Below are 21,519 nucleotides of genomic sequence, written 5' to 3'. Positions count from 1 at the left end.
AGGTATTAGCACGGATGCTTTAAAAGCCGTGATTATAACAAATATTGCTAATGGTTTGAAAATATGACATTAAATTATAAAGTTAAATGACGTTTTTATCATGGGCACATGGTTCTGTAATGGCTGTATTTTTGCTAAAATAACGGTTTTTCGCAAACCAATAATAGATACCACTATGACGAATGTTACCCTGCAAAACACTCCTAACAACCACGTTTCTGATGCTAACTTGTTGGCACTTCATAAAAGCCAAAATGCTGTCGTGTTGCTGTCGGGCGGACTTGATTCGGTCACTTGTTTGTATTGGGCCAAGGCGCGCTATGCCTCTGTCACTGCGGTCAGTTTTAACTATGGTCAACGTCACAATAGTGAGCTTGTCGCCGCCAAAACCATCGCTGAGACTGCCGAAGTCAGTCACAGAATTATCGATATCGACATCGCTCAACTTGGTGGCTCTTCACTGACCGACCACAGTATGATTGTTCCTGACGGCGATGCCGATAAGTTTCCTAACAAGAAACATGATGAGATCGATAATGACGCCATACCCAATACCTATGTGCCAGCACGTAATACGATTTTCTTGTCTTACGCCTTGGCAGTTGCTGAGGTCACCGACGCCAACCATATCGTCATCGGCGTCAGCTCAGTCGATTACTCAGGCTACCCTGATTGCCGTCCAGAATACATTGCCGCTTTTGAACACATGGCCAATCTTGCGACCAAAGCTGGTGTTACCGGTCATCATTTATCTATTCAAACACCATTGCAGCAACTGTCAAAAGCGAAAACTATTGAGCTTGGTTTGTCACTGGGCGTCGATTATGGCCAAACAATTTCTTGTTACCGTGCGGACTCAAAAGGTCTAGCCTGCGGTGTCTGTGATAGCTGTGCGCTACGCCGTCAAGGGTTTGCCCAAGTTGGCGTTGCCGATCCCACTCATTATCAACCTCAATAAATCATAAAACTGCATTTATAGAAAGAAATGGCGGTACTCAACATTAGAGAAACATTTACTTGCATTAACACAGCAAGCTGCCGTTGTATTTCAACCAATATACTTGCTATCGTATGAGCGCTTGCACGTATCAACGCAGATGAAACACTCTTATTCGAGTAAGTTCATTTTAATTTGAGTACGAGATTTGAGAAATTGACACCACCCTTGAGAGAATGTTTATGAAATTTTTGCCAGTATTACCTCTAGCCCTAGCTGCCATTTTTGCGATACCACAAGCAAACGCTGCTGATATTAAGCAAAATAATATCAATACTTGCGTCAATGGTGCGGTCAAATACAAAGTCGCCGACAAAAACAATGCAACGAAGCTTTGTAAATGTACCATCGGTGTGCGAAGCAACATGACTATCGGTCAAATGTGGGAAATTGAAAGCTACGCGCAAGACAAAAAAGATCCTTCAAATCTGCCTTATGTGAAGAAGATGCAAAAAGATCTACAGCAGTGTACGGTTGGCCTAGATTTGAAAGAGCCGCAAAAACCTGCTTAAACGACAACTCATTCAATATAAAAAAGACTGGTCATTGCCAGTCTTTTTTGTTGTCAATACAGAAGCAAAGTGTAAAACTCATTATGAATTCCTATGAATCTGCTTATAATGAGAGGCTTAGAATAAAGTACTTAAAAAAAATCACTAAAAACATAGCAAACATACAACTAAAACTAAAACTAATAAGGATTTTAAAATGGCAAAGCCAACTACAGAGAATATTACGTTACCCAATTTTCCTGTAACCATAGTGCGGGAGTTGGACGGACACTTTATCCACGATGAAATTAGTTTGACAGAAATGGTAGCCAACACCAATAAGGGTCTTATTCTTTATTTTTATCCAAAAGACAATACGCCAGGCTGTACTACGCAAGCTACAGAATTCACCGCTCACCTCAATGAGTTTGATGATTTAGGTTATGACATCATTGGTGTATCACGTGATAGTGTCGAGTCTCATGAAAAATTCATTGCCAAACATCATTTACACATTGCACTGATTAGCGACACCGATGAGAATCTATGCCAGCACTTTGATGTTATTAAAGAAAAAAACATGTATGGCAACATAACATTGGGTCTGGTACGTTCGGCCTTTGTGTTTGATACAGAGGGCAAACTCACACATGCTCAGCGCAATCTACGCGCCAAGGGCTATACCGAACGTTTGCGTGAGACACTGGCCTCTTAATCACCAAATTAAAACCATAAAACATATAAAACGCCATGGACTGGATGTGAACAATCGTTATGATAAAAACCTAATATCGAACAATAAACATAACACTTACTATCACACCACCACTATTTGAGAACAATATGAATAAACCGTCTGGCGCTTCTACTGATAATACAACTTCTAAAGTCACTCGTAAGGTATCGGTCGCTGTTATTGGTGCAGGTACGGCAGGTCAAAATTCCTTTCGTCAAGCCAGAAAAATCTATGATGATTCTATCATCATCAATGAAGGATTTTGGACAACCACTTGTATTACTGTCGGTTGTATGCCGAGCAAACTTTTGATTGCGGCCGCTGATCGTGCACACGATGCCAATCACTCTACAGCGTTTGGCATTCATACAACCACTCAGATAGATGGCAAGCAGGTAATGCAGCGTGTGCGTGACGAGCGCAGTCATTTCGCAAGCTATATCAAAAAACAAGTCGATAGCTGGCCTGATGATAAAAAAATAGCAGGACATGCTCATATCAATGAACAAGGTTTGATCGAAGTCAACGATGAATTGATTGATGCCAGTCAAATCATTGTGGCTACTGGCAGCTCGCCCTCTATTCCAGATGGCTGGGCAGATAAGCTTGGCGATACTATGCTAACCTCTGATACTGTGTTTGAGTTAACCGATTTACCAACGTCACTAGCAGTCGTGGGTGCAGGCGCTATAGGACTTGAGCTTGCACAAGCATTCACACGTCTGGGTGTGGCCGTCACCCTATTTAACCAAGATAAGCGTGTCGGCGGGCTTGAAGATGAAGACATTAATAATAAGGCCATCGACTGCTTAAGTCGTGAATTGACCATGCATTTGGGCAGTAAAATTCAAGATGTCGGTACTCAAGCCACTGAGAACGATAAAGGTTCATCAGCATTTATCAAGTATAAAGACAGTGCAGGTGAGTTGCAGCAGTGGCAAGGTGAATATGTACTGGTTGCTACTGGTCGCCGCAATAACATAAAACAGCTGGGTATTGAGAATTTAGGCGTTGAGCTTGATGACAAAAACCGTCCAAAGAATTTAGACAAAAAAACGGGGCAAATTGGTGATTTAAACGTTTATATCGTTGGTGATGCTAATGCCCATATTCCGTTATTGCATGTGGCCAGTGACGAAGGTTATAGTGCAGGAAGTATGGTTTGCAAAAACACAGATGATGCTTATATTCGTCCGCCCGCTATACCCTTTTCTATCGTTTTTTGCTCTCCACAAATCGTCAATGTTGGCAAGTTGCTACCCGAGATTCAACAAGATCCAGATTTAGAGTACGTTATTGGTAGCGTTAGCTTTGACAATCAAGGCCGTAGTCGCGTCATGGGTGTTAACTGCGGTCTGCTAAATATTTATGGCTGCAAAAAAACCGACAGAGTACTTGGTGCCAGTATGGTCGGGCCAGATGCCGAGTACATTGGGCATATTTTGGCAACAGCGATTACCAATGATTTGAGTGTGAAAGACATGTTGGATACACCATTTTATCATCCTACTATACTAGAAGGATTGCGCACGGCGCTACGTGATGTTCAACATAAAATGGAGATACCGTATCAGTTCCATGACACGCAAGAAAACAATTATTAGTTACTGGTTTAGTCGAATTTATAGAGCTAATATGTTTGGTGTCAACCCTCATTCAAGTTGTAGTTAACTGTTAACGCAATCTGAGATACTCTAAAGTAGAACTTTGCATGGACTAAAAAATGCCAATCGCTAGTGTTACTGACTTTTTTAAAGAGATTGTTCGTGATCTCCATACCAGTCTTTACCTAGCGCTTGGCGGTTCTATAGATGAAGAGACGTTTGATTGGACGTCTCAAGCGGTAGAGCTGACCAGCACTGGCATCAAAATCCTAATACTGCTTGCGGTATTGGGGTTTTTTTATTGGCTCGCGGTGTACATTGTTAAGCAAAGTAGAGCAAAAGTTCGGCTCAATGAAAAACGTACTAAAATTGTTCGCTCAGTCCTTCGATACATTTGGATTGTAGCCAGTTTGATTGCCATTATGAGTCAGATTAACTTTGAGCCAGAAACTATTAAGGCCACGGCAAAAGCCAGTACTTGGGCGGGTATTTATTACGTACTATGGACATCGTCAGGACAAATTATTCATAGAGTATTACAGCACTATGGTCTCAACGCTTCGATAGAGCAGCTACTCAAAAATATTTTGTCTGTGCTACTGTTGGTACTCGGTCTTGCCAGCGTCATGGCACAATTTGGTTTCGACATCGTTTCGTTGGTCGCAGGTTTAGGTATCGTCGGGCTGGCAGTTGGTTTTGCTGCTCAATCGACGCTTGCTAATTTTATTGCTGGTATTACTATTTTGCTTGAGCAATCCTTTCAGGTTGGCGACTGGATTCACATCAATGATAATGAAGGACGCGTCGTACTCATTGCGTTACGCACCACTCACATTTTGACTCGTGACAACATCACCGTTATTATTCCAAACTCCAATGTTGCCTCGTCTGAGGTGATCAACCTGACCTCTAAAAGCTTTATACGCTTTGACATTCGTGTGCGTATTGCTTTCGAAGATGATATTGAGACGGCACGTAAAGAGATCTTACAGGTGCTCACCGATACCGAGGTGGTGCTTAGCCGTCCTGAACCTTCGACTACCGTAGCAGAGATTGGCGAATATGGCGTGTTTTTTATCGTGCGCTTTTGGGTTAAACCTGCGGGCGTTGCCCGTATACCTAAAATCAAAGAAAACTTAATAGAAGATATCAAACGCGCTTTTGATGCTGCTGATATTTCTACCCCCTACCCGCACATGCGTTTGCTTATGCCAAAAGATGTAGATTATCCTATCCCCACCAAACCTTTTGCGACCACAACTCAAGTAGTTTCAGAACCACTACCAATGAAAAAGAGCGATAAATAATAGTACTAAGGTCTGTTAAACATAAGCACTTTGAACCATCTGGCCTTGAATTATGGTAAAATTATTGGTTAAACCGCCTATTTTATTATTTGCATTTTTGTCAATTTAGCCCACAGGTATCCGTATGACCGTAACAACCGCGCCCGCCTCTTTAACCACTTCTTCATCAGAGTTGTCGCTTGATCTTATCATCACTTGTGCCGATGGGCTTGAGGCGCCGCTACAGACTGAGCTGACAAGTTTTGGTATTGCAAGCGACATTAAAAGCACAGGCCGTCTAGCGGTCACTGGTACTTTGCGTGATTTATATACTATTTGTCTTTGGTCGCGCGTGGCCTCTCGGGTACTGATGCTGATTAAACGCAGAAACATCAATGCAGAATACGATGTGGCTGAGCAGATTTATGGTTTGGCAAAGTCGGTCAACTGGACAGAACAGTTTAATTTAGAGCAGACCTTTGCAATTCGTTTGTCCGTCGATAAGCGTGTCGCTGTCAGTCAGCAGTTTGCCATGCTGCGTATCAAGGATGCGATTGCTGATACTTTTAACGAAGTTTACGACAGTCGTCCCAATGTCGATAGTAAAAACCCAGATTTTTCAATCTTTGCGACCGTAAATGATAAGCAGGCTGAGCTGTATCTGGATTTATCAGGGACCAGCTTGCATCGCCGCGGTTATCGTGTGGCAATGACTGAAGCGCCTTTGAAAGAAAACTTGGCCGCCGCTTTGCTTTATAGTGCAGGCTGGCACAAGAAAAATGAGGCTGGCAACGCGCCTTTCTACAACGCCCTAATTGATCCAATGTGCGGCTCTGGCACATTCATTATCGAAGCCCTACTCATGCATTGCGATTATGCAGTGGGTATTGATAAAGCCGCCAATCAATTTGGTTTCTATGAATGGCAGCATCATGATGAGACGCTATGGCAAGAGATGATTGATGATGCACAGACGCGTTTTCGCGAATCATTAGAAATCGCTAACGAACAGCCGGATACCTTGCCGCTTATCTTAGGATTTGATGCAGATAGTGGTGCCATTCTAGCCACAGAAAAAAACCTAATCGCTGCAGGTTTGCAAGATTTATTACCACTACTTGACCTTGAAACCCGCGCACTGGACCAATTGAGTAGGGTTCTGCAACCACTGGTTCATGACGGTAGATTAACCAACCCTCTTGTCATTACCAACCCTCCTTATGGTGAGCGCTTGGGCGATGAAGAGATGATTAAGCCATTATATCAAGCGTTAGGGCTTATTCTACAAGACAGTTTTGCGGGTAGTGGTATTGACCCAATGCTTGGCATATTGGCATCCAACGTCGAGCAAGTTGATATTTTGCCTATCAAAGAACCAAAAACGTTGCGTTGTCACAATGGCGCTATCACAGTTTATTTCCGCTATGGTACATTGATCGCTGGGCAGACTGGCAATCTTGTCAGCCGTTTTGAGAAGCATGAAATCGACGTAGAAGATGGACAAGACTTCATTAACCGCTTGCAAAAAAACCTTGTCAAACTCAAGAAACTGGCCAAAAAGGACAATGTAAGTAATGTTCGTGTGTACGATGCTGACCTGCCTGACTTTAAAGTAGCTATCGATCTATATGGCGACTACGCGCATGTGCAAGAATATGCGCCACCTAAAACCATCCCACCAGAGACCGCAAAAAAACGCTTTAATTTGGCGTTAATGGGTATTCGTGAAGTATTTAGTATCAACCGTGAACAAATTTTTATCAAAACCCGCGCACGCCAATCTGGTAACGATCAATATAGCAAACAAGGCAGTACGGAAAAGCGTGGCAAATTTTATGTGGCTCGTGAAGATGGTGCCTATTTCTATGTCAACTTTACCGACTATCTTGATACGGGATTATTTATTGACCATCGCAGTATGCGTGCCCGCATCAAAGACAACAGTCGCGGCAAAGCGGTATTGAACTTATTTGCCTATACTTGTACAGCTAGTGTACACGCGGCGCTGGCAGGTGCTAAGAAAGTTGTGAGTGTTGATTTATCGCAGAATTATTTGGATTGGGGCAAACAGAATTTTGTACTTAACGGTTTGGATGTCAGCCGCAACAAATATCAATTTGTGGCCGCCGATATCTTTGAGTGGATTAAAGACAATACGGAGCAATTCGATATTATCTTTATTGATCCACCGACGTTTTCAAACTCCAAAAAGTTCCAAGGGACGTTTGATGTACAACGCGACCATGCTGCCCTCATCAACCGTGCAATGAACCGCTTGACCTCTGATGGTGTCTTATACTTCTCTAACAACTTCACGCGTTTTGAGCTAGATGAGCAACTGACTGAGCGTTACGACATCATCAATATCACACAAAAAACAATAGGGTTTGACTTTGATATTAAAAAGCCTATTCATCAAAGTTTTGAGATTCGCCATTGCCAGAGTCTGTAATCCATTATCTATCAATGGTTAAACATATGACTTGGCACCACAGCACCGCCTAGACCTTGGCTTTCTTGCTCAATCCATATGGAACAAAATAATGACCCAATCAGTTTTGATTGGGTCATTTTTTGTTGTTATGATAGAGCAGCATTAAGCGGTGCGCGTGCGCCAATTTTGATTTAACATCGGTTTTATTTACCTCATTTATATATAAAAATCTTTCATTGACTCTAATAACAAGGAAAATCTCATGGCTTTATCATTGAATAAAGGCGGCAACTTATCGCTGACGAAAACTGATCCAAATTTGACCAAACTGCTTATCGGTCTTGGCTGGGATGAGCGCGCAACTTCTGGTGCTGAATTCGATCTTGACGCGAGTGTCTTTTTGCTAAGCAATGCAGGCAAAGTACGCGGCGACCATGACTTTATCTTCTACAACCAGTTAAAGTCTGATAATGGTGCGGTTGAGCACACGGGCGATAACCGTACCGGTGAAGGCGATGGCGATGATGAAGTTATCAAAGTAAACCTGACTCAAGTACCCGCTGATGTCGATAAAATTGTGGTCACTGTGACCATTCATGATGCTGCTGCTCGCAGTCAAAACTTCGGTCAAGTAGCAAACGCTTTTATCCGCGTCGTTAACGAAGAGACGGGTACTGAAGTCGTACGTTTTGACCTAGCAGAAGACTATTCTGTCGAGACAGCGATGGTATTTGGTGAAGTTTATCGCCATAACGGTGAGTGGAAATTCCGCGCTGTGGGCCAAGGCTATTCAGGCGGTTTGCAAGCAATGTGTCAGCAGTATGGTGTTGATATCTAAAGAAATATTATGCATTAAACTGTAAAACATGTATAGTTGCAAAATAGTTGCAATTATTAATAGCCAAATGACCGATAATGGGTTATGTTTCACCTAATTTTATGTACAAGAAGTGGTTAGCAATAGCCACTTTTTTGCGGTGTGTGTCTATACTAGACTCACCTTAGCTTTACGCAACCAGACAGGATGTGTCATGAGACATTTTTATTTCGACTTTATCTTCACGGCCATTGCCTTAGCGATAGCGGCATGGTGGGGATATTCACACGGCGGTATTGGCGGCTTAATAGCCACTCTATCTATTACCGCTATTTTGGCCGTCATGGAGATTTCATTATCGTTTGATAATGCGGTGGTCAATGCCTCAGTTCTTAAAGGCTGGGACGAGTTTTGGAAAAAGATATTTTTAACTGTTGGTATTTTAATCGCTGTATTCGGTATGCGCTTGGTATTCCCTATTGTCATCGTCGCAGTCACCGCTGACCTTGGTATGATGCAAGTTATCGATTTGGCATTGAACGATCCTGAAGAATATTCAGCAAGACTAATGGCACACCATGCAGAAATTTCAGCCTTTGGCGGTATTTTCTTACTATTGGTATTTTTGAATTTTGTCTTCGACGATAAAGATATACATTGGTTTGAATGGCTTGAGAGCCGCTTAGCAAAACTGGGCAAAGTTGATGCGATGAGCGTCTTCGTAGCACTGATTGTCTTGATGATTTCAGTATCTTGGGCTCCAGTTGAACAAGCTGGTGCGGTATTGATCGCAGGCGTTTGGGGTATCTTGGTTTATCTTGGTGTACAAGTAATCTCTGGTATGCTTGAGGGTGATCTTGAGGAAGAGCTTGATGCTCAGGGTAATAGTACTGGTGAAGTAACTAGCGCTATTATGAAAGGCGGTATTATTGGTTTCTTATACTTAGAAGTACTTGATGCCTCATTCAGCTTTGATGGTGTGATTGGCGCATTTGCGATTACCAATGACGTTATCGTTATTATGCTGGGTCTTGCCATTGGTGCGATGTTCGTACGTTCTATGACTATCTTTTTGGTGGATAAAGGCACGCTTGATGAGTTTATCTATCTTGAACATGGAGCGCATTATGCCATCGGCGCACTTTCTATCATTATGTTGTTATCCGTGAAGTTCCATGTACCTGAGCTAATTACTGGTCTTATCGGTATTGCGTTTATTGGTTTCGCGTTATGGGCATCACTTAAACACCGTAAGGCTGAAGCGGCACGTCTGAACTAGAACGTATCATCCGTATAGTGTCTCTTGTATATAAGCAGGTCATATCAACAGGTATGGCCTGCTTTTTTTATCGCTGTGAGTAAGACGCTAAAATGAGGTGGTAACTACCAACCAAAATATATTTTCCCTATGCTTGTTGTCCATTATTCAGTTAAAATCGTCATTTTTTAACAACACAATAGAAATACGGCTATACAACCATATGCAACAGATTCTTAATGACATTGCCGCAGAAATGGCTAGCGAAATCGATCGCGGAAAAGTGGCAGATTACATCCCGCAACTGGCCCATGTAGATCCAAACCAATTTGGTATTGCAGTAGCGACACCTGATGGCCAAATATATTCAGCGGGTGATGCGAGCACCATGTTTTCGATTCAAAGTATCTCTAAAGTATTTACTTTAACTATTGGCCTAGGCAAGTTAGGTAATGAGCTTTGGACTCATGTTGGTCGTGAACCATCTGGTGACCCTTTTAACTCAATTATGATGCTAGAGCACGAATCTGGTCGGCCACGCAATCCGTTTATCAATGCTGGAGCGATTGCAGTGGTAGATGCCATTATGATGGGGCACGAGCCCAAAGAAACACTGGCTGAGATTCTTCAGTTTGTGCACTTTATTGCAGATGATGATTCGATACGTTTTGACCATAAAGTGGCAGCGTCAGAAATGGCGCACAAAGACCGAAATGCATCATTGGCACATTTTATGAAGTCCTTTGGTCGCTTAAAGCATGATGTAGATAAAGTGCTTGGTGTTTATTTTCATCAGTGCTCGATTGCAATGAATTGCCAACAGTTGGCACGCGCAGGACTCTTTTTAGTGTCTAATGGTGTGAATCAACACACAAAGGTAAGGGTTATCAATTCACAACGGGCACGACGAATCAATTCATTAATGATGATGTGTGGTCACTACGATGGCTCTGGTGAGTTTGCCTACCGTGTTGGTCTGCCTGGTAAAAGTGGGGTTGGCGGCGGCATTTTAACGATAGCACCTGGCAAAGGCTCCATCGTTGTGTGGTCACCAGGGCTTGATCATATAGGAAACTCTAAACTTGGATCAAAAGCATTAGAGCGCCTTGTACAAAGAACAGGTTGGTCAGTTTTTTCAGATTAAAAACGCCTACCCTTAGTTAAGCAAAAGCAAAGTTATTGTTTATAAGTATCAAAGATGCAGGGCTATTATGTCTCTTAGTAAGCATATAGTAAGCGCACAAAATACGGCTTGCTTAGTCAGCAAACGCTTAGTATAGTAAAACGTAATGATAGTTAGGACATAGCTTATTAGCCTACTCGCTTACGTTTTGTATCTATCTATCGAATGAATTGCTATTTTTAATTCATTTTTTTGTCATTCCATCCACTCAATTATTAATCTAAAGGATATTTATATGGCTATTAGCTTAACGAAAGGCGGCAACGTAAACCTATCAAAAGAAGCGCCTGGTTTAACCAATATTACAGTCGGTCTTGGCTGGGATCCACGCGCCACTGACGGTCAAGAATTCGATTTAGATGCGATTGGCTTTTTGGTCAATGAAGCAGGCAAAGTTCGCAATGATCAAGATTTCATCTTCTTCAACAACCTAAAGTCGGACAATGGCGCGGTTGAGCACACTGGTGATAACCGCACTGGCGAAGGCGATGGCGATGATGAAAAAATCAAAATCAACCTTGCTAGCATTCCAGCTGACGTCAGTAAAGTCGCAATTTGCGCTATCATTTATGAAGGTCAAGGTCGTAACCAAAACTTTGGCCAAGTTGGCGACGCTTACATCCGTGTCATTAACGACAATGGCGATTCTGAAATCGCTCGTTATGACCTATCAGAAGATGGCAGCACTGAGACAGCAATGATTTTTGGCGAATTGTATCGCCATAATGGTGACTGGAAATTCCGCGCAGTTGGTCAAGGTTTTAGTGGTGGTCTTGGCCCATTAGCCGCTTCTTATGGTGTAAACGTTTAACGCCATAACCAACTCGTTCGTTTAATAAGATAACTGGCACGTTTATACTCATAATCGTGCTATTTAAAAGCCATCAAGTGTGCTCTTTTAAAGCATTTGGTGGCTTTAAATTTAACTGATAAGCTAAAATAAAAAATAAAGTTTTGAAGAAGTAAGGTGCATAAAACCAGCTATAGTAAATACACATTTTAAAGATATTAGAATAAGGATTTGTGACTCATGGCCGCCACATTCAGTTTAATCGGTACTATTGAGCCCTTTTTACATTGTAATCTAAAAAAAGGTGACTCGATCTTTTGTGAAGCCAATGCGATGGTTATGATGGAATCCAACCTTGAGCTCAAAGGCAAGCTGCAAGGTGGCCTTATGCAATCACTCATGCGCCGCTTTGCAAACGATGAGTCCTTGTTTCAGCAACAGATTGAAGCAGTCAACGGTGAAGGTGATTGTTTACTTGCACCAACACTTGATGGTGATATGCAAATCATCGACGTCGGTACACAGCAATATACATTGAGTGACGGTGCTTTCGTTGCGGCACAGACAGGCATCGATATCAGAGCCAGTATTCAACGTAACTTAGGCGGTGCGGTATTTGGTGATACTGGCGGCTTTATGGTCATGCAAACGCAAGGTCAAGGTCAAGTGGTTGTGTCAGGCTTTGGCTCATTATTCGAGATTGATGTAACACCCGATAAAGATGTCATTATTGATAACGGGCATGTGGTGTGTTGGGACTCAAATCTTGATTATAAACTGTCTGTTTCGACCAGTAAGAAAAAAGGCATCATGAGCAATATCATTAATTCGGTCACCAGTGGTGAAGGTATGGTTTTGAACTTCTCAGGTACTGGTAAGGTTATTATCTGTTCACGCAATCGTGATAGCTATCAAGGCTGGCTGCAAAGTATCTTGGGTACTAGCTCAGGTGGACGCGGCGGCAATAACGGATTTTTAAACAATGTGTTATAGCTATATTTTATAAAAAAAACTACTCAATGCTCTACTCACAATTACTACAAGGATTTTCTCATGGCGATTAGCTTACAAAAAGGTCAAAAAATATCTCTCAACAAAGAAGCTGGCGGCGAGCTTACTCAAGTAAAATTGGGTTTAGGTTGGGATGTTGCACAAAGCCCTCAAGATAAAAAGGGAGGCTTTTTAGGCAAATTGTTCGGTGGTGGTAGCGGCGGCGATTCTATTGATCTAGACGCTTCGTGCATCATGTTTGATAGTAACAAACAAGCCATTGATGCTATTTGGTTTAATCAGCTTCAATCAAAAGATGGCAGCATCCTTCATACAGGCGATAATCGTACTGGTGACGGCGACGGCGATGATGAAGTCATCAACGTTGACCTCTCAAAAATACCTGCCAATGTTGTATCACTCGTATTTACGGTAAATAGCTTTACAGGTCAGACATTTGAGACAGTAGCAAACGCGTTTTGTCGTATCATTAATGCCAATAACAACGCTGAGGTCGCGCGCTACAATTTATCAGCGCAAGGTGGGCACACTGCTATGATTATGGCAAAAGTCTATCGTCACAACAATGAATGGAAAATGCATGCGATTGGTGAAACTGCATCTGGTCGTACTTTTCATGATTTAATGCCAGCTATCACACCGCATGCCTAAGTAGTTTAAGCTGTCCTTGCCTTGTTCAAGACAGCCAATACTCTATAAGCAACAGCCCCTTTATCGCTGATAGAGGGGCTGATTTTTACATCTTACGTTAGGTATTACTTACTACCACGCTTCCAGCTAAAGCCCCAATGAAAGGCTTTATCCATTTCTTGATGCCCTTTAAAGTACTGATTAATACGCTCAACGTTGATACTGCCTTGCTGGTTTACCAAACGTGCAATCGCACACATAGGCAAGTTGCTCGTACCTTCTGTAAGACGCGTTTCAATCGGCGGCTGCTCTGGTACATGAATGGTTACCACCCCATCCGTTTGCGCCCAATTTGGCGCGCCATCATAGATAAAGGCAAAAATAAACACTTCCTCTATCTGCGACCACTGCTGGCCGTTGATATCAAGCCACTCCCCGCCACTTATTTGTCCTGTTCTATCATCCGCACGCAAGCAAACATAAGGCGCTGATTGCAAACTACCAAAACGATTGCCTAGCGCTTGAATGAGGGTTTTTTCACCGTTTTTAAGATGAATCATTGCACCGACATCAAGATCGATACCACCCGCTTTGTGCTGTTTAAAGAGATCACCCAATATGCCCTTTTTAGGAGCCTGCTTATCAGTACTTGGACGTTGGTTCCAATTTAGGTTGACAGAAATTTTACCAAAGTCATCGCGTTTTTTGAGATTGATGCTTGATTGATTTTTGGTTAAGGTGATTTTGCTTAAATTGATCGAAGAACTGGCTGGAATCGGTGGTGGTGTGCTTACTTGTGGCGCACTGCCCGCTTTTTGTGTGTTGATTGGTCGCTGTGTATTGATGGGTTGCGGCTGGTTTTGTGATTGGCTCTGTGACTGGTTTTGAGCTTGAGGCTGACTTGGCGCTTCATCAGCAATTTCGACCCCAAAATGCTCAGACAAGGGTTTTAGTCCTCCCTCAAACCCTTGTGCGATAAAACGAAACTTCCAACCGCCCTGTCTGCGATAGCATTCAGCCAAGATAATGGCTTTTTCGTTGCGACCAGCAGCGCTTAATTGACAGGTCGTCAGCACTTGGCTGCCTTGCAAAACTTGAATGTCCACATCTCCGACTTGAGCCAGCGTTTGCGCACTAGAAAACGCTAGGGCTATTTTTTCAATACCTGCAGGCTGAGCGGTCAAATTGATATCAAAAAATCCATCGCTGTCATGACCACGGAAGCTGACGCTGCCATCATCGCTACGCGTCTGTCCATAAAATATCATGTCGCCGTCACCGCGCACCTTGCCTTCGGTAGTCAGGCGATAAGCGGCGCAATCAATGGCACTTTGGCTTAAAATGCGGATACTAATATTGTCCGTCGGTAGTGGCGCATTGGCACCAGCAACTAATTTTTGAGGTTGGGTTTGGCTCATTATAGATCCTTTAAATGATTTATTATTCGTCGGGTTTATTATGCCAGCTATTATTCTATAGTAGTACGGATATCTCTTTGTTTTAATCAGCGCGCTCGTCTCATAAAGTGTTAAAAATACTCAAAAAAATTATCTTAAAAATACTTAATACTATCTTCTTAGAAGTATTTATAACGTCTAGCATTTGTATATAATATACGCTGCCATCAGCAATATGGGGCGTGGTCGTTTTAAGTCTATTTAGCTACTTATTCCTGTTTAGTCCAACTTATATTGCTAGTAGTATTGCGATGACGACACTGAGTTATCCAATGACAGTCAACATTTACAACAAGAGAGAATTATGGATAACCCTGCTAACGATACCCACCATATACTGCCAACAGCTGCTTGGTTAGCCGAAGGTCAAGCCAGCCAGCGCGACATGTTAGCCAGCCTACAAGTATTAAAAGCCCAATCTACGACGCCATTTGACATCATTGCCTCACACCGCCACAACAGACCTGAGATTTTTGAGTTTGCCGATAAGGTCTATTATGAGCCGTTTGCAATCGCGGCAAACAGCCAGGGTCAAGACATTGTTAAATCAGTTATGCCGCGCTGGCAATTTGTCTTAGAACAAGCGCAGCAAAACCATGCCAAAGTAGTATTGACTGGACGCAATAACATTGATTATGAAAATCACCGTGAAGAGTTTGACGCCGCTAATATCCGCTTATTGACAGGAGCGACCAGTGTAGCCGCGTTGCAATCTATCGATGATAAGTTTGCCTTCATGCAACAGTGTCATCAGCACAACATTCCTGTTGCAGATGCTTGGCGCTTTGACACTCTTGCAGAGCTTGAAGCATTACTTGCCGAGCATGGTCATCAGCCTCTATGTATCAAGCCTGTCACAGGTATTTTTGCACAAGGATTTTGGCAACTGGATTCAGGTCAAGAGACGGGCGAGCAGTATGACAGCTTTGAACATTTATACTTTACCGAAGAAAAAAGAATCAGCACCGCTCAGTTTATCAATGCTTATGCACACAGTTTTATGCTGCATGAGCGCCCTATTCCGATGCTACTTATGCCTTATTTACCCGGGCAAGAATATTCAATCGATGTGGTGTGCGAATATGGAGAAGTCCTAGCTGCCGTCACTCGTTATAAAACGGGTAAAATTCAGCATATTGGCTACGAGCAAACAGTTATGGATGTCGTCATTCCATTGATAAAAGTCTTCGGCTGTGATGGTATCGTTAGTGTACAAACCAAAGCGGATGATCACGGTCAGCACCGTGTGCTCGAGATTAACAGTCGGCCTTCGGGTGGCATTGGTTACACGACTCATAGTGGGGTGGATTTGACACAAATCGGCTTTGCGTATTGGTTGGGTTTGACCGATAAACCAAAGCTTGCGGATATTACGAAACAAATCACACCATGCCAAGTGCGCTCAATTATGACGGGTGTAAAAATTGAAGAAAGCGCTACTGAGTAAGTACATGGCGTTAACCCTGATCATTACCTAAGAACTGATCATTACCGAACATAGATTGGATGAGAGGCGCAGGATGACAGTACAGACTACATTAGTGTTAGGGGCAAATACAGTTATCGCGCAACCGAATTGTTCAGTCGCCTTCTCTACGGCAAGTCATCTCAGGTTTGGCCAACAGCTTGGATTGATATGGTTGCCGTTAGATGAGCATCGTAAAGCAGCTTGTAGTCCCGCCTATCTTCATGAACCTAAAGATTGGGCAACGTTAAATGATGCAAGCACTTGGCTGTTGAATCTACCTAAGCTATTTGATACGCAAGGCGTGAGTTTTTTACAACTGATTGCATACGCTTATCACGAGCCTAGCCTTAACTTACCAGCTACTGAGCTAGACAATGTCAGTCTGATACTTAATAATGGCGCTATTCAATATGATTTCACAGCAAATGAGCGCCATGCCAAGGCGGCTATTTTACTAGAAATATACCGACGCAATGGACAGTTTAAATGCCGTGCACTTGGTGAAACCACTCAAGGATTAGCGAGCCTTGAGCACCGAGTGCAAGTCAGTCTTGATACTCGTTCGCCAAATGCGCATGCCCTCATTCAAGAAGCAGAGCAACAGCGCATTCATGCTAATAATGAGACGCGGCGACCTCGTCAAGTGCAAGCAGGTGAGACATGGACAGGTACTGCTTTTGCTATCGATTCTTATCATCTATTGACTTGTCATCATGTGATTGAATCAGCGGCAATGATTGGTATACGGCAGCAAGGTCAGCCAGATCGTGAGGCGCAGGTAGTGCTCAGCGATGTCGGTAGCGATTCGGCTATTATTAGAGTGAATGAGCCACTTCCCAGCTATTTACCGCTGGCGCAGCAGTGTTATGATAATTTGGGCGAAACCATTACGACCTTGGGATTCCCGTTGTCAGGAGTCAGTAGCCAGCTGCAAGTCACGCAAGGCTGTATCTCGGGTCTGACAGGGTTTAGTGACGATATTCGTTACATGCAGTTCACAGCTCCCATTCAACCCGGCTCTAGTGGCAGTCCTTTATTACTACCAACTGGTGAGGTCATCGGAATGGTGACCTCTAGCCTCGTTCATGAGCATGCACAAAATATGAACTATGCTGTGAAATTTCAGTTATTATCTGCGCTGCTCGCGAGTGCGGGAATTGGCCTAGACAGTTTAGCAGACGCGTCCAGTATTAAAACGACAGCGCTCACCACGCCGCAGTTAAGCAAACAAAGCCGTGGTGCGCTATGGTTGGTAGGGTGTCAGGGCTAAAAAAACTGGTAAATTTATAAAATAAAAAGTACAAAGGAACATGAATGTCAAACAAGCAACACAGTACGGCCATTACCCTGCCACGGGGTACGCTCGATCTGGTTTATCAAATCAACTCTGCTACCAGTAGCCATGATTCAGACAACCACAACAGCTATCAATTAGAAGATTTACTTGGTTTTGCGCAGCGTATCAATCCAAAGCGAGCATTCCTATTTGTATCAAAAGTGCTGGGTCGTCACATTCCCGTCACGCCTAGTACAATGCGTCATGCTTTTACAGAGTTGGCAAATTTAGTCCCTAGTGATTTACCTCAGCCAATGTTGGTCATTGGTATGGCCGAAACTGCCGTTGGCTTATCAGCTGGTGTGCATCAAGCACTGCAAGCGCGCTATCCGCAGGCTCTTTTGTTGAATTCTACGCGTCACGCACAGCATGACGACGATAGCACCGACACTCTATTGACGACTTTTAGCGAAGATCACAGTCATGCCAGCCAGCATTTGATTTATCAAAGCTCAGACGCCGTCACTCAAGCGCAGTTGCTTGCTACTAAGACTTTAATTATGGTCGACGATGAAGCGTCGACGGGCAATACCTGCATCAATGTCGTGACCGCATTACGTAATGCAGGGCTGACGCAATTAGAAACGGTACACCTAACCACTTTGGTTGACTGGTCATTGGATCAAAAAAAGCCGCATGAAACAGCAGATAACGCCACGCCTGAGCCAATGGCTGCTCGGTTAGCTGGTATTAACTTCTATCGTCATCACTTACTGTCTGGTGCTTGGCAGTGGACAGACGCCCCTAACCCTGAACCTATTATTATGCCCTCGGTCGATACGACTGAAGCTGGCAGCCAAGCTTTGGGTAATACTGGCAATTGGGGACGCTTTCCAACCCTCAATAGTACAGAAGGCTTTGATAATTATTTGGCAAGCTTTCAAGCCGGCTTTAAGAAATTCTACAGTCAAGAAAGTGCTCATGAAGCCTCATTACCACAACGAGTATTGGTGTTAGGAAGTAATGAGTTTGTTTGGTTGCCTTTTTTATTGGCAGAATGGCTTGATACACAAGCGCAGAACCAGGACTCAACTCTTTCTACCGTCAACTTTAGTGCTTTGACACGCTCGCCGATTGCACTGGGTGGCGCGATTACGACCATGTTGAGCTTTAGTGATAATTATGGGCTTGGCATGACCAATTTTGCCTACAATGTTGATCCGAATGAATGGGATTTGATCGTCTTATGCGTAGAGACGTCAGCCGACAGCGTCGATGATCTTTGGAAGGGTTTAGATAATGTACTGGTGGTAGGTGCAGACAGTGGGCGTCACTGAGTTTTTAAGCAATATCAAAATAGCGTTGGGACTTAGTGACAATATTCTGGCTGTCCTCGCCCTCATTTTTGCAGTCGTTTTTTTATTGGCAAGAGTTTTTAATTATCTTATCAATCGTATCGATGCCAAAGACGATAAACAATTTGAGGTGCTATACAAAATCATCGATGATGACAGTTTCGTTGAACGATTAAGCAATCAACCGTTTTTAATCAAGCAACTTTTTTATAGACGCTTTTATCTACTTAAAGAGTATAAAGTTGAAGAAATAGAATTTTTAATGTCTCAAAGTCGCTTAGAAATTAGCCTGTATGAGCTTAGTGACTTGAAATCAAGCAATATCATAAAATTTGAAAATGGTAAATATGTAAAGAGTTTCAACATCTTGACAAATTATTGGGTGAATAATTTTCGAAAACTCACTGCTCTTACTATTATAGGATTCTTATTTTGGATAGTAATTATGTCAGTCTTCTTCGTATCATTTCTAGAAAGTAAGGTGCTATTTTATTTGGCAGTAGCGCCAATTTTCGTGTTGGAAATATATTTACTGATGAGAATTGATGGAGTAAAAGCATATTTAAGAACAAAAGATGTTATCGATAGTTTTTTGTATCAAAGCGAATTATTTAAAAACAATCAAGGTATGAATGACACATGACTATCCCATTTTTCGAATCCAATCCAAATATCATCAAACCTTATGCACTAATGGATTTGGACGACACTCTATTCCAAACCCAGCGTAAAATCGACGCGTGGGATTTACCCACTGCCGAATCTGAGCGCTTGGTTTGTGCCACAGTCAACAAACAAGGTGCGCCGTTAAGTTTTATGAGTCAGCGCCAAGCCACGTTTTTTAATTGGCTCCTGGCTAGCACTGATTTAATCGTCGTGACGGCACGTGATCGCAACGAAATCAAACGCGTAAAATTGCCTTTTAATAGCTGGCAAGTACTGACCCATGGCGCGATCATTTTAAACACCGATGGTGAATTACTCAGCGAGTGGCAACAGTATATGTATGGGGCGTTAACTCCAATACAAGAGAAACTACAACAGCTTACGGCATTGATTGACAGTCTTTCTGAAACAACCGAAACTTTTTTTAATAACTTGGTATTGACGCCGCATGTCGACAGCTTTCATGATGGCTCTGACAACCGTTCTAACGATACGCAACTGACCATTTACTTAGCTATCAAACACGCACAAAAAGACCATCAAGTATTGGTAGATTTGGCAAACCAGCTGCCGACGCTGATACCAGATTTTGAGTCACATTTTTATGTTCATGTGAATGCAAACAACCTTGCGATACTGCCACATGCGGTTCATAAGCGTCATGCAGTGCAGTTCTTATTGCAAAATCATTTAGATAGTCTACGTCCAAGCTTTGGCTTTGGTGACAGTCTAGCTGACCTACCATTTTTGCAACTGCTCGACTGGTATGGTATGCCCAATCATGGTCAGCTACATGAGCAACGTTATGCTCAGTAATGGACGTATATTCTTCTTATCATCACAACGAGTGCTAATATTTCTACTATGATCTTAAATAATGAACATACAAAAAGAGCGGATTTAGAAAATTACGGCTCAGGCAGCTATCTTGCCAGCGATGTGACGGTACTGCTCGACATTGTCAATAAAGACGCTGTCGCCGATGTGCCTGTCAGTCAAAAAGAAGCTTTTATCCAAAGTGGACAACGTCATTATTCAGACATGTTGACGTTGGAAGATGCACCGAGTGCAATGCATGAGCAGCTGTATATCCAGGCATTAGAGCAAGGTACTCAGCGAACAGCGACTGATATCGCTCACTTGGCCTATACACTGAATCATGTTTTTCGACCACACGTTAGTGATGAGCACCCATTAGTATTAGTCAGTTTAGTGCGGGCAGGTTTACCAATTGGCGTATTGTTACAAAGGGCACTTATCGATAGAGACAGCAGTTATTCGCTACCAAGTGTACATTATGGTATCAGCATCATTCGTGACCGCGGTCTTGATCCGATCGCCTTGCAAATGCTGTTAGAAGCTTATCCAGATAGTCCCATTGTATTTGTCGACGGTTGGACAGGTAAAGGCGCAATTTATCAAGAGCTGGCTCGTAGTTTAGAGGCATTCAGTGACCCAAATCATCCCAATTTTGCTAATATTTTTCATCAGGGTACAGATGTCATTCCATTATTGACCTTGGCTGACCCAGCGGGTGTCGCTTGGCTTGCGGCCAGCGAAGATGATTGGTTGATTCCCTCAGGACTACTAAACAGTACGGTATCAGGACTCATATCACGCAGCCTATATACTGAACCGCAATCCGGACTACATCGCAGTGTCTTTTATGACAATTTAATTGAGACAGATCATAGCTTAGCCTTTATCGATCATATCAATGCGGCACGGCGCGGCTTATCTCAAACTTCTCAATGCTTACCAATGTTTAAACAACCACGTTATCAGACAGCTGATTTAATAGATAAACTGGCAGCAGACTACAATATTACCAATCGCAACCGTATCAAGCCGACAATTGCTGAGGCGACTCGCGCAATATTGCGACGAGAGCCTGAGCGCATACTACTGGCAAGCGCTGAACACCCTGACACCATATTACTGCGACATTTATGCATGCAGAGAAACATCACTATCAGTGTATTAGGTGATAAAATACTGCCTTACCAAGCCATTACTCTTATCAAGCAGCGCACCAAAGATCATTAATCATTGCTACGTTT

General features: G+C 42.9%; 19 protein-coding genes. 18 read left to right on the top strand and 1 reads right to left on the bottom strand.

Annotated elements, in window-relative coordinates:
- Positions 1 to 175 precede the first annotated feature (175 nt).
- The 12 genes from queC (at position 176) to ACT3TH_RS08690 (ending at position 13,258) form a co-directional block, all read left to right on the top strand.
- Positions 176 to 958 (top strand): 7-cyano-7-deazaguanine synthase QueC, encoded by a 783-nt coding sequence (gene queC / locus ACT3TH_RS08745; protein ID WP_444755463.1) that lies wholly within the window; start codon positions 176 to 178, stop codon positions 956 to 958.
- Between the two features lie 221 nt (positions 959 to 1,179).
- Positions 1,180 to 1,509 (top strand): hypothetical protein, encoded by a 330-nt coding sequence (locus ACT3TH_RS08740; protein WP_444755462.1) that lies wholly within the window; start codon positions 1,180 to 1,182, stop codon positions 1,507 to 1,509.
- A 196-nt stretch (positions 1,510 to 1,705) separates the two neighbouring features.
- Complete coding sequence (locus ACT3TH_RS08735) at positions 1,706 to 2,203, top strand: peroxiredoxin (protein WP_444755461.1); 498 nt, start codon at positions 1,706 to 1,708, stop codon at positions 2,201 to 2,203.
- 128 nt (positions 2,204 to 2,331) lie between these two features.
- On the top strand, positions 2,332 to 3,828 hold the full coding sequence (locus ACT3TH_RS08730; protein WP_444755460.1) for a dihydrolipoyl dehydrogenase: 1,497 nt from the start codon (positions 2,332 to 2,334) through the stop codon (positions 3,826 to 3,828).
- Between the two features lie 119 nt (positions 3,829 to 3,947).
- The gene (locus ACT3TH_RS08725; RefSeq protein ID WP_444755459.1) at positions 3,948 to 5,135 is read left to right on the top strand and encodes a mechanosensitive ion channel family protein; all 1,188 of its coding nucleotides are present in this window, start codon (positions 3,948 to 3,950) and stop codon (positions 5,133 to 5,135) included.
- A 124-nt stretch (positions 5,136 to 5,259) separates the two neighbouring features.
- Complete coding sequence (rlmKL, locus tag ACT3TH_RS08720; protein WP_444755458.1) at positions 5,260 to 7,566, top strand: bifunctional 23S rRNA (guanine(2069)-N(7))-methyltransferase RlmK/23S rRNA (guanine(2445)-N(2))-methyltransferase RlmL; 2,307 nt, start codon at positions 5,260 to 5,262, stop codon at positions 7,564 to 7,566.
- A 244-nt stretch (positions 7,567 to 7,810) separates the two neighbouring features.
- Positions 7,811 to 8,386, top strand: coding sequence for a TerD family protein (locus tag ACT3TH_RS08715; protein WP_444755457.1), 576 nt, complete (start codon positions 7,811 to 7,813; stop codon positions 8,384 to 8,386).
- Between the two features lie 193 nt (positions 8,387 to 8,579).
- Positions 8,580 to 9,644 carry a DUF475 domain-containing protein gene (locus ACT3TH_RS08710; protein ID WP_444755456.1) on the top strand — a complete coding sequence of 355 codons (1,065 nt, stop codon included), beginning with the start codon at positions 8,580 to 8,582 and terminating at the stop codon, positions 9,642 to 9,644.
- A 202-nt stretch (positions 9,645 to 9,846) separates the two neighbouring features.
- Complete coding sequence (locus tag ACT3TH_RS08705) at positions 9,847 to 10,767, top strand: glutaminase (protein ID WP_444755455.1); 921 nt, start codon at positions 9,847 to 9,849, stop codon at positions 10,765 to 10,767.
- A 274-nt stretch (positions 10,768 to 11,041) separates the two neighbouring features.
- Positions 11,042 to 11,617: a TerD family protein gene (locus ACT3TH_RS08700; protein ID WP_444755454.1), complete on the top strand. Its 576-nt coding sequence runs from the start codon at positions 11,042 to 11,044 to the stop codon at positions 11,615 to 11,617.
- A 219-nt stretch (positions 11,618 to 11,836) separates the two neighbouring features.
- Entirely contained in the window at positions 11,837 to 12,589 is a 753-nt protein-coding gene (locus ACT3TH_RS08695) for a TIGR00266 family protein (protein WP_444755453.1), read from the top strand.
- A gap of 60 nt (positions 12,590 to 12,649) precedes the next feature.
- On the top strand, positions 12,650 to 13,258 hold the full coding sequence (locus tag ACT3TH_RS08690; protein ID WP_444755452.1) for a TerD family protein: 609 nt from the start codon (positions 12,650 to 12,652) through the stop codon (positions 13,256 to 13,258).
- A gap of 104 nt (positions 13,259 to 13,362) precedes the next feature.
- Here the strand turns inward: ACT3TH_RS08690 and ACT3TH_RS08685 are convergent, their stop codons facing one another.
- Positions 13,363 to 14,655, bottom strand: a complete 1,293-nt coding sequence (locus tag ACT3TH_RS08685; RefSeq protein ID WP_444755451.1) for a TerD family protein — start codon at positions 14,653 to 14,655, stop codon at positions 13,363 to 13,365.
- Positions 14,656 to 14,998: 343 nt separating this feature from the next.
- Here ACT3TH_RS08685 and ACT3TH_RS08680 point away from each other — a divergent pair, with 343 nt between their 5' ends.
- The 6 genes from ACT3TH_RS08680 (at position 14,999) to ACT3TH_RS08655 (ending at position 21,505) form a co-directional block, all read left to right on the top strand.
- A complete protein-coding gene (locus ACT3TH_RS08680; RefSeq protein ID WP_444755450.1) occupies positions 14,999 to 16,141 on the top strand; it encodes an ATP-grasp domain-containing protein in 1,143 nt (380 codons plus the stop codon).
- A gap of 73 nt (positions 16,142 to 16,214) precedes the next feature.
- Positions 16,215 to 17,432 (top strand): trypsin-like peptidase domain-containing protein, encoded by a 1,218-nt coding sequence (locus ACT3TH_RS08675; protein ID WP_444755449.1) that lies wholly within the window; start codon positions 16,215 to 16,217, stop codon positions 17,430 to 17,432.
- Positions 17,433 to 17,476: 44 nt separating this feature from the next.
- Complete coding sequence (locus tag ACT3TH_RS08670; protein ID WP_444755448.1) at positions 17,477 to 18,775, top strand: phosphoribosyltransferase domain-containing protein; 1,299 nt, start codon at positions 17,477 to 17,479, stop codon at positions 18,773 to 18,775.
- Complete coding sequence (locus tag ACT3TH_RS08665; RefSeq protein ID WP_444755447.1) at positions 18,762 to 19,436, top strand: hypothetical protein; 675 nt, start codon at positions 18,762 to 18,764, stop codon at positions 19,434 to 19,436. Before ACT3TH_RS08670 ends, ACT3TH_RS08665 begins: the two co-directional genes overlap by 14 nt.
- On the top strand, positions 19,433 to 20,275 hold the full coding sequence (locus ACT3TH_RS08660; RefSeq protein ID WP_444755446.1) for an HAD hydrolase family protein: 843 nt from the start codon (positions 19,433 to 19,435) through the stop codon (positions 20,273 to 20,275). The genes ACT3TH_RS08665 and ACT3TH_RS08660 overlap by 4 nt, the downstream gene beginning before the upstream one ends.
- Before the next feature lie 48 nt (positions 20,276 to 20,323).
- On the top strand, positions 20,324 to 21,505 hold the full coding sequence (locus tag ACT3TH_RS08655) for a cysteine protease StiP domain-containing protein (protein WP_444755445.1): 1,182 nt from the start codon (positions 20,324 to 20,326) through the stop codon (positions 21,503 to 21,505).
- The last annotated feature ends 14 nt before the right edge of the window (positions 21,506 to 21,519 follow it).

Source organism: Psychrobacter sp. AOP22-C1-C5 (assembly GCF_052378885.1).
Lineage (GTDB): Bacteria > Pseudomonadota > Gammaproteobacteria > Pseudomonadales > Moraxellaceae > Psychrobacter.
This window is presented reverse-complemented; position numbering and strand designations above follow the sequence as displayed.

Bases quoted from the DNA above. Each gene is read 5' to 3' on its own strand.
- queC (WP_444755463.1), top strand. From the start codon at position 176: ATGACGAATGTTACCCTGCAAAACACTCCTAACAACCACGTTTCTGAT.
- ACT3TH_RS08740 (WP_444755462.1), top strand. From the start codon at position 1,180: ATGAAATTTTTGCCAGTATTACCTCTAGCCCTAGCTGCCATTTTTGCG.
- ACT3TH_RS08735 (WP_444755461.1), top strand. From the start codon at position 1,706: ATGGCAAAGCCAACTACAGAGAATATTACGTTACCCAATTTTCCTGTA.
- ACT3TH_RS08730 (WP_444755460.1), top strand. From the start codon at position 2,332: ATGAATAAACCGTCTGGCGCTTCTACTGATAATACAACTTCTAAAGTC.
- ACT3TH_RS08725 (WP_444755459.1), top strand. From the start codon at position 3,948: ATGCCAATCGCTAGTGTTACTGACTTTTTTAAAGAGATTGTTCGTGAT.
- rlmKL (WP_444755458.1), top strand. From the start codon at position 5,260: ATGACCGTAACAACCGCGCCCGCCTCTTTAACCACTTCTTCATCAGAG.
- ACT3TH_RS08715 (WP_444755457.1), top strand. From the start codon at position 7,811: ATGGCTTTATCATTGAATAAAGGCGGCAACTTATCGCTGACGAAAACT.
- ACT3TH_RS08710 (WP_444755456.1), top strand. From the start codon at position 8,580: ATGAGACATTTTTATTTCGACTTTATCTTCACGGCCATTGCCTTAGCG.
- ACT3TH_RS08705 (WP_444755455.1), top strand. From the start codon at position 9,847: ATGCAACAGATTCTTAATGACATTGCCGCAGAAATGGCTAGCGAAATC.
- ACT3TH_RS08700 (WP_444755454.1), top strand. From the start codon at position 11,042: ATGGCTATTAGCTTAACGAAAGGCGGCAACGTAAACCTATCAAAAGAA.
- ACT3TH_RS08695 (WP_444755453.1), top strand. From the start codon at position 11,837: ATGGCCGCCACATTCAGTTTAATCGGTACTATTGAGCCCTTTTTACAT.
- ACT3TH_RS08690 (WP_444755452.1), top strand. From the start codon at position 12,650: ATGGCGATTAGCTTACAAAAAGGTCAAAAAATATCTCTCAACAAAGAA.
- ACT3TH_RS08685 (WP_444755451.1), bottom strand. From the start codon at position 14,655: ATGAGCCAAACCCAACCTCAAAAATTAGTTGCTGGTGCCAATGCGCCA.
- ACT3TH_RS08680 (WP_444755450.1), top strand. From the start codon at position 14,999: ATGGATAACCCTGCTAACGATACCCACCATATACTGCCAACAGCTGCT.
- ACT3TH_RS08675 (WP_444755449.1), top strand. From the start codon at position 16,215: ATGACAGTACAGACTACATTAGTGTTAGGGGCAAATACAGTTATCGCG.
- ACT3TH_RS08670 (WP_444755448.1), top strand. From the start codon at position 17,477: ATGTCAAACAAGCAACACAGTACGGCCATTACCCTGCCACGGGGTACG.
- ACT3TH_RS08660 (WP_444755446.1), top strand. From the start codon at position 19,433: ATGACTATCCCATTTTTCGAATCCAATCCAAATATCATCAAACCTTAT.
- ACT3TH_RS08655 (WP_444755445.1), top strand. From the start codon at position 20,324: ATGATCTTAAATAATGAACATACAAAAAGAGCGGATTTAGAAAATTAC.